The sequence below is a fragment of the Nonomuraea sp. NPDC005730 genome (assembly GCF_040630865.1).
Taxonomy (GTDB): Bacteria; Actinomycetota; Actinomycetes; order Streptosporangiales; family Streptosporangiaceae; genus Nonomuraea.
Genome location: NZ_JBEXYK010000060.1, coordinates 56,761 through 64,557, shown reverse-complemented (window position 1 = coordinate 64,557; position 7,797 = coordinate 56,761). Strand labels below are relative to the sequence as shown.

At 71.8% G+C, this 7,797-nt stretch carries 8 protein-coding genes; 4 read left to right on the top strand and 4 right to left on the bottom strand.

The annotated features are described in order from the left end of the window. Positions 1-173 precede the first annotated feature (173 nt). Entirely contained in the window at positions 174-1,403 is a 1,230-nt protein-coding gene (locus tag ABZ444_RS41440; RefSeq protein ID WP_358009373.1) for an IS30 family transposase, read from the top strand. Between the two features lie 72 nt (positions 1,404-1,475). On the opposite strand, the gene ABZ444_RS41435 is transcribed toward ABZ444_RS41440, so the two are convergent. Then, on the bottom strand, positions 1,476-1,874 hold the full coding sequence (locus ABZ444_RS41435; RefSeq protein WP_358009371.1) for a hypothetical protein: 399 nt from the start codon (positions 1,872-1,874) through the stop codon (positions 1,476-1,478). 109 nt (positions 1,875-1,983) lie between these two features. Here ABZ444_RS41435 and ABZ444_RS41430 point away from each other — a divergent pair, with 109 nt between their 5' ends. Then, the gene (locus tag ABZ444_RS41430; protein WP_357975627.1) at positions 1,984-2,544 is read left to right on the top strand and encodes a TetR/AcrR family transcriptional regulator C-terminal domain-containing protein; all 561 of its coding nucleotides are present in this window, start codon (positions 1,984-1,986) and stop codon (positions 2,542-2,544) included. Positions 2,545-2,742: 198 nt separating this feature from the next. After that, positions 2,743-2,940 (top strand): DUF5999 family protein, encoded by a 198-nt coding sequence (locus tag ABZ444_RS41425; protein ID WP_125637444.1) that lies wholly within the window; start codon positions 2,743-2,745, stop codon positions 2,938-2,940. Here ABZ444_RS41425 and ABZ444_RS41420 read toward each other — a convergent pair. Continuing rightward, a complete protein-coding gene (locus ABZ444_RS41420; protein ID WP_358009369.1) occupies positions 2,897-3,532 on the bottom strand; it encodes an alpha/beta family hydrolase in 636 nt (211 codons plus the stop codon). The genes ABZ444_RS41425 and ABZ444_RS41420 overlap by 44 nt on opposite strands. 82 nt (positions 3,533-3,614) lie before the next feature. Between ABZ444_RS41420 and ABZ444_RS41415 the strand changes: the two genes are divergently transcribed. Beyond that, positions 3,615-3,971: a hypothetical protein gene (locus tag ABZ444_RS41415; protein ID WP_358009367.1), complete on the top strand. Its 357-nt coding sequence runs from the start codon at positions 3,615-3,617 to the stop codon at positions 3,969-3,971. Positions 3,972-4,022: 51 nt separating this feature from the next. Here ABZ444_RS41415 and ABZ444_RS41410 read toward each other — a convergent pair whose 3' ends face one another. Then, positions 4,023-4,823, bottom strand: coding sequence for a hypothetical protein (locus ABZ444_RS41410; RefSeq protein WP_358009365.1), 801 nt, complete (start codon positions 4,821-4,823; stop codon positions 4,023-4,025). Between the two features lie 127 nt (positions 4,824-4,950). Then, entirely contained in the window at positions 4,951-7,776 is a 2,826-nt protein-coding gene (gene gcvP / locus ABZ444_RS41405; RefSeq protein WP_358009363.1) for an aminomethyl-transferring glycine dehydrogenase, read from the bottom strand. Positions 7,777-7,797: the final 21 nt, after the last annotated feature.

Here is a 7,797-nt window from a genome sequence, read left to right as displayed (position 1 = left end):
CATCTGGCACAACGATCACACCGGACAGCCGATCAAGAGATCACTCACCCGCTACGACCACTGATCACCCCGACCCCTTGGACTCAACCATCTAGGTCCGACGCACTCCCCGAGCCCCGTGCCCCTTCCTTCCGTTCTAGGGATCATCGCAACACCCCAGCCTGGGGAGTGCGATGGAAGCGTTCGAGATCCGCAAGAGCCGAGCGCCGCAGGGCCGGACGAAGTTGACCCGTGAGCGGGAGGAATACTTCCGCCTTATGGATCAAGGTCTTAGCAGTCAGGAAGCGTGTCGGCTCGTCGGGATCAACTACCGGACCGGCAAGCGGTGGCGCAACGGCTGGAGACCGAACAAGTCGAACAAGAAGGGGGCTCCGCCGGTCAATCGATCGGCGGAGCCCCCTTCTGGCCCGTCCCGCTACCTGCGGGAAGACGAGCGGATCCACATCGCTGACAGGCTGCGGGAGAAGGCGTCGATCCGAGAGATCGCGCGTGAGCTGGGCCGTGCGCCCTCGACCATCAGCCGGGAGATCCGCCGCAACCGGCACCCCACCAACGGCCAGTACCGGCCACATGCGGCCCAGGCCCGAGCCAACGAGCGCCGGCCACGTCCCAAGCCCGGCAAGATCGGGCAGAACCCGCACTTACAGGCCTACATTCAAGACCGCCTGCACAAGCGCTGGAGCCCGGAGCAGATCGTCCGGAGCCTGCGCCGGACCTATCCCGAGCGGGCGGAGATGCACGTGTGCCACGAGACCATCTACCGGGCTCTCTACGTCCAAGGCCGCGGCGAGCTGCGCCGCGAGCTGACCCGAGCCCTTCGCACCGGCCGCACCATGCGCAAGCCGCGCCGGCTGGCCCAGCAGCGCCAGCCCCGCTACAGCACGCCCATGGTGATGCTCAGCGAGCGGCCTGCCGAGGCCGACGACCGCGCTGTGCCGGGCCACTGGGAAGGCGACTTGATCATTGGCAAGAACCAGTTGTCGGCGATCGGCACGCTGGTCGAGCGCACCACGCGCTACGTCATGCTCGTCCACCTGCCGGTCGACCGCACCGCAGAGCGTATGCGCGACGCCCTAGTGGAGACCATGGCCACGCTGCCCGCCCATCTCAAGCGCTCCCTGACCTGGGACCAGGGCAGCGAAATGGGCCGCCACCACGAGTTCTCCATCGCCGCCAACATGCCCGTCTACTTCTGCGACCCGGCCAGCCCCTGGCAGCGCGGCTCCAACGAAAACACCAACGGCCTGCTGCGCCAGTACTTCCCCAAGAGCACGGACCTGTCGGTCCACACCCGCGACCAGCTCGACGCCGTCGCCGCTGAATTGAACTCCAGACCACGAAAGACGCTCGACTGGGAAACCCCAGCCGAGCGTCTCGCTATGCTGCTCGCAGCCGCTAATTGATCATGCGTGTTGCGACGACCCCTAAAATTCACCCACGGCGCCGGGGCTCTCGTGTGCCTTCGGTCAGACGGTTCAGAGGGTGGCGGGCACCGGCCGGGGCACCCGCGGGATGCCCCACATCCGGTTCTCCTCGCGCAGCGTGCGCAGCCGGTCGACCTCGGCCGTCCACATGGCCCCGCGGGGGGTGGCCCTGGCCTTGCGGCGCGCGATGCGGTTGTCGTACGAACGCACGCCGAACGTGGCCCGCTGCCCGGCCTCGGCGGCCCGCAGCGCCTCGGTCAGCGCGACGTCGAACGCCCGGCCCGCCGCCAGCAGCTCGATCTCGTCGGCCGCGGCGGCACGCAGGTCGCGCACGATCTGCTCGGCCTGCCTGGCCTTGTCAAGCAGCTGCGGGAAGCCCTTGGAGATCTCCTGGTCCGCGTGGTAGCGAACCTCGGCCTCCCGGCTCACCCGCGGACGGAAAAACGCCATCGACCCTGCCCTTCACGCAGTCTTTGCTGTTCAACCCACAAGGGTACGCCGTCCGACACCGCCTCAGAACACCGGGCGACGGACGGGGCCGCCCAGTAAGATGATCACCATGCCCGCAAAGAGACCTCCCGTCCCACTCTCCCGCGAGCGCATCATCGAGGCCGCACTCCACATCGCCGACAGCCAGGGGCTGCGCCGGCTCACCATGCGCCGGCTGGGCGACGCCCTGGAGGTGGAGGCCATGGCCATCTACCACCACCTGCCGCGCGGCAAGGAGGCGCTGATGGACGCGCTGGCCGAGCACGTCACGTCCGTGCACGTGGAGCAGGCGGCCACCTGGCAGGAGACGGCCAGGGCGTGGTGCCGGGCGGGTCGGGAGCTGCTGCGCGAGCATCCGGGCGTGCTCGCGCTGGCCCTGACCAAGCCGCCCAAGGGCGCCACCGCCGTCGCCATCAGGGAGCAGACCGAGCAACTCGCCGAAGGCGGCCTGAGCGACGCCCCGGAGGCCGTGCGCGCGCTGCGGGCGTTCGTGTTCGGCAGCGTGGCGGTCGAAGTCCAGCAATCAGGATGGGCTGACCCAGAAGTCGATGAATGGGTCAGGCGGGACGAAAGGGCAGATGTGGACTTCGAAAGAGGGCTCGACGCTTTGCTCAAGGGGTTGCAAACGTAGTGCGCGTGTCGCGCTTGGCCCGTTATCCTGCATAAGGCACGCTGTGTCGAAGGTCACACGACCGGGGGATCCTCCTGTAACAGTCCGAACGGGCTATGTCGGACCGTGTGACATACGTCGCACACTTGCCAGAACAACAAACCCGAGCCGCTCCCGTCCCTCTCCCGGGAGCACCCACGAGATATCGGAGGCACGCCGATGTGCCCGCACGACCCGGCCTGTCCGTCTGCCGAGGCGCCGGACCGCGAGGCAGCACGCACCCTCGCATGCCACCCCGAGCAGGGGTGGAGCCTTCTCTGCAACGGCGTCGTCCTGTTCGAGGACACCGGGGAGCTCCTGCCCAGCGGCACCGTCATCGCGCCGCACCGGCCCGACCCCCTGGTGGGCGCCGCCTGACGGCGGCGTAACCGCCGATCCACCGGGCCACGACCTCGCCCACCCGGGCGGGGTCCCGCTTCAGGTCGTGGCCCTCGCCCGGCAGCACCACCAGCCGGGCGCAGTCCGCGGGATCCGGCACTCCGAACGGATCCCGGTCCCCATTGACCACCAGCACGTCCACCCCGGCCCCGCGCAGCTCCTCGGCCCTGGACCGCTCCGGCTTGCCGGGCGGGTGCAGCGGGAAGGCCAGCGCCACCACCGCCGCCGCGCCCACCGCCGAGGCCGTACGGCAGGCCACCCGGGCGCCGTTGCTCCGGCCGCCCTGCACCAGCGGCAACCCCGGCCATCCGGCGCGCAGCTCGCCCAGCACCACTTCCCATGCCTCGTCCTGCCTGGCGGCCGAGCCCGGCGCCCGCGCCCCCGCGACCCGGAACGCCTGCGACACCCTGGCCACGGTCGCGCCCACCCCGAGTGCGGCGTCGCGGACGGCCACCAGATCGGGCGCGTCCACTCCCCCGGCCGAGCCGTGGGTCAGCACCAGCAGCAGCCGGGGCTCGGCCGCCTCGTCGACCTGCACCAGCGCCGGCCCCCTCGGAGTCATGATCTCCATGGCAGCACCGTACCTGGGGAGGATCCGCCGTTGGCTCCCAGGTCTGATGACGGCGCGCCGGACAACCGGGATGATGACCCTTATGCCAGAGATGCGCCCCATCCGGGATGACCTGCAGGCCACCCTCGACGCCCGCCGCGACCTCGGCCCCGACTACGAGGCCGCGCTCGTCGAGTCCTTCGTCGAACGGCTCGACGCCACCATCGCCGCCCGCGTCCAGGCCGAGCTGGACGGCCACGGCCTCGCCCCGGCCAAGCCCAGGCAGCGGCAGAACAGCGGCGCGGCGATGATCCCCATCGCGCTGGGCTCGATGGGCCTCGGCATCCCGCTGACCGCCATCGCGGCCGGCAACTCGGGGCTGGTCGGCCTGACGATCACGTGGCTGGCGATCGTCGCCATCAACGTGGCCGCCGCCGTGGCCGTCATGCGCCGCGGCTGAGTCCCCTCCGGCCGCGGTCCGGGGGCGCGGTGGAGAACCCCTCCGCGGCGGTCAGGTGTCGCGGTGAAAACGCAGCCGGACCTCGGCGGCCATGGTCTGGTCCTCGTGTTCGAGGCCGTAGGTCCACACCTGGCCGGCGTCCTCGGTGCGCCCGCGCAGCGGCAGCGTGCGCGCCAGCAGCTCGATGGCCAGCGCCCCCGTCTGGGGGTCGGCCCCGCTCTCGACGGCCTCGGCGAACTCCGCGCAGGCCAGTTCCAGGTGCGCGATGCCGAGCAGCACCCGCAGCCCCGGCAGCTCCCGCGCCGGGGCGAACTCCAGCGCGTCCAGCAGCAGCCCGGCCGCCTCCCCCGGGTCGCCGTACTCCAGCAGCGTCTCGGCGAGCTGGCGGGCCGCGTGCGCGGCGGCCTCGGCGTCGCCGGCGTCGAGGCTCGCGTCGAGGGCGGAGCGCAGCTCCTTGTCGGCCTCCTGCGGGCTGCCGGCCAGCCGGGCCAGCGCGAGGTGCGCCAGCGGGACGTAGGCCGGCGTGCCGACGCCGAGCACGGCCTGCCAGGCGGCCCTGGCCTGGTCGTCGCGGCCCTCGCGCTCGAAGCCCTGGGCCAGGTGGCAGGCGGCCTGGGCGGCGTACTCGGGATGGCCGGTGGCCAGCGCGGTGCGGGCCGCGGCTCGGGCGGCCTCGGTGTCGCCGCGCTCGTCGAGCACCACGGCCAGCCCCACGGCCGCCTGGGCCCGGTCGGGGCTGTCGTGGTCGGCGACCAGCTCGGTCAGTATCGCCGCCGCACCCTCGAGGTCGCCGCCCTCGGCCAGGCGGCGGGCGGTGTCGAGAGGTGGGGTCTCCAGCTCTGAGAACGTCAAGAGAGCTCCTTCCGGCGACGGATCGCACCGAGCCTAACGGCTCGTCGCGATCATGTCTGCTCACTTGACGGTGTAGGACTGGGCCGGGCCCGGCGCGGGCCCCCGGACGGGGACCCGCGGCGGCGGATCAGTCCTCGTACGCCTCCAGCGGCGGGCAGGAGCACACCAGGTTGCGGTCGCCGTACGCCTGGTCGATGCGGCGCACCGGCACCCAGTACTTGCCCTCGCGCAGCGAGGCCACCGGGTAGGCCGCCTCGGTCCGCGAGTACGGGTGGGCCCACTCGTCGGCTGTGACCGACTCGGCCGTGTGCGGCGCGTTGCGCAGCGGGTTGTCGGTCTTGTCGTAGTCGCCGGAGGCCACCTTGGCGATCTCGCCGCGGATGGCGATCATGGCGTCCACGAACCGGTCGAGCTCGTCCAGGTCCTCGCTCTCGGTCGGCTCGATCATCAGCGTCCCGGCCACCGGGAACGACATGGTCGGCGCGTGGAAGCCGTAGTCGATCAGGCGCTTGGCCACGTCGTCGACGGTGACGCCGGTCTCCTTGGTGATCTGGCGCAGGTCCACGATGCACTCGTGGGCCACCAGGCCGCCGCGGCCGGTGTAGAGCACCGGGTAGTGCGGGGCCAGCCGCCGGGCCAGGTAGTTGGCCGACAGGATGGCCTGCTCGGTGGCCGCCGTGAGGCCCTCGGAGCCCATCATCCGCACGTACGCCCACGAGATCGGCAGGATGCCCGCCGAGCCGTACGGGGCGGCCGAGACCGGGCCGACCGGGCTGCCGTCGCGCAGCGGGTGGCCGGGCAGGTAGGCCGCCAGGTGGCCGCGGACCGCGACCGGGCCGACGCCGGGGCCGCCGCCGCCGTGCGGGATGCAGAACGTCTTGTGCAGGTTGAGGTGGGACACGTCGGCGCCGAACTCGCCCGGCTTGGCCAGGCCCACCAGGGCGTTGAGGTTGGCGCCGTCGACGTAGACCTGGCCGCCGGCCTCGTGCACCTTGGCGCAGACCTCGGTGATCGACTCCTCGTACACGCCGTGCGTGGACGGGTACGTCACCATGATCGCGGCGAGCTTCTCGCGGTGCTTGGCGATCTTGGCGTCGAGGTCGGCCAGGTCGATGTTCCCGTCGTTGTCGCAGGCCACGACCACGACCCGCATGCCCGCCATGACGGCGCTGGCCGCGTTCGTGCCGTGGGCCGAGGACGGGATCAGGCACACGTCGCGCCCGGTGTCGCCGTTGGCCTGGTGGTAGGCCCGGATGGCCAGCAGGCCGGCGAACTCGCCCTGGGAGCCGGCGTTCGGCTGGATGGAGACCGCGTCGTAGCCGGTCACCTCGGCCAGCCAGCCCTCCAGGGTGCCGATGAGCTCCCGGTAGCCCTCGGTCTGGGCCTCCGGCGCGTACGGGTGCACGCCGGCGAACTCCGGCCAGGTGATCGGCTCCATCTCGGTGGTCGCGTTCAGCTTCATCGTGCACGAGCCGAGCGGGATCATCGAACGGTCGAGCGCGATGTCCTTGTCCTGGAGCCTGCGCAGGTAGCGCAGCATCGCGGTCTCGGAGCGGTGGCTGTGGAAGACCGGGTGGGTCAGGTAGTCCGACTCGCGCAGCAGCTCGGCCGGCAGCGCGTCGTCCTCCAGCGCCACCTCCTCGCGCTCGACGCCGAAGGCCGCCCACACCTTGACCAGCTCGGCCGCGCCGGTCTTCTCGTCGCAGGCGATCGAGACGTGGTCGTCCCCGGCCTGCCACAGGTTGACGCCCCGCTCGGCGGCGGCGGCCACCACCTCGGCGGCCCTGCCGGGCACGCGGACGAGCACGGTGTCGAAGAACTCGCCGTGCACGACCTCCAGGCCGGCCTCGCGCAGGCCGCCGGCCAGCGCGACGGCGTGCCGGTGCACGCGGTGCGCGATCCGGCGCAGGCCCTCGGGGCCGTGGTAGACGGCGTACATGCCGGCGATCACGGCCAGCAGGACTTGGGCGGTGCAGATGTTGCTGGTGGCCTTCTCGCGGCGGATGTGCTGCTCGCGGGTCTGCAGGGCCAGCCGGTAGGCGGGGTCGCCGTCGACGTCGACCGACACGCCGACCAGGCGGCCGGGCATCTGCCGCTGCAGGCCCTCGCGTACGGACATGTAGGCCGCGTGCGGCCCGCCGAACCCGAAGGAGACGCCGAAGCGCTGGGAGGAGCCGATGGCGATGTCGGCGCCCAGCTCGCCGGGGGCGGCCACGAGCGTGAGGGCCAGCAGGTCGGCGGCGGCCACGACGATCGCGCCCGCCTCGTGCGCCCTGGCGGCCACGTCGCGGAAGTCGCGCAGACGGCCCGAGGCGCCCGGGTACTGGACGAGCACGCCGAAGCACTCGGGCAGCTCGCCGTCGAGGTCGTGCTCGGTCAGCGTGATGCCGAGCGGCTCGGCGCGGGTGGCCAGCACGGCCTTGGTCTGGGGCAGCGTGTCGGCGTCGATCACGAACACGTCGCTCTTGGACCTGCCGGCCCGGCGGGCCAGCGTCATGGCCTCGGCCGCGGCGGTGGCCTCGTCCAGCAGGGACGCGCCGGCGACGTCGAGGCCGGTCAGGTCGGAGACGACCGTCTGGAAGTTCAGCAGCGCCTCCAGACGGCCCTGCGAGATCTCCGGCTGGTACGGCGTGTACGCGGTGTACCAGCCCGGGTTCTCCAGCAGGTTGCGCCGGATGACGGCGGGCGTGACGGTGTCGTAGTAGCCCAGGCCGATCATGGAGGTCAGCACCCGGTTGCGGGAGGCCAGTTCGCGCAGCTCGGCGATGGCCTCGGTCTCGCTCGCGGCGGCCGGCAGCTTGAGCCGGTCCTTGACCCTGATGGCCTCGGGCACGGCCACGGCCACCAGATCGCCGACGGACTCGAAGCCCACGGCCTCGAGCATGCGCTGCTGCTCGGACTCGGATGGGCCGATGTGCCTGGACGAGAACGGCGGAGCGGACAGGTCGGTCATGGAGGTTGCCTCCCGAGGCTT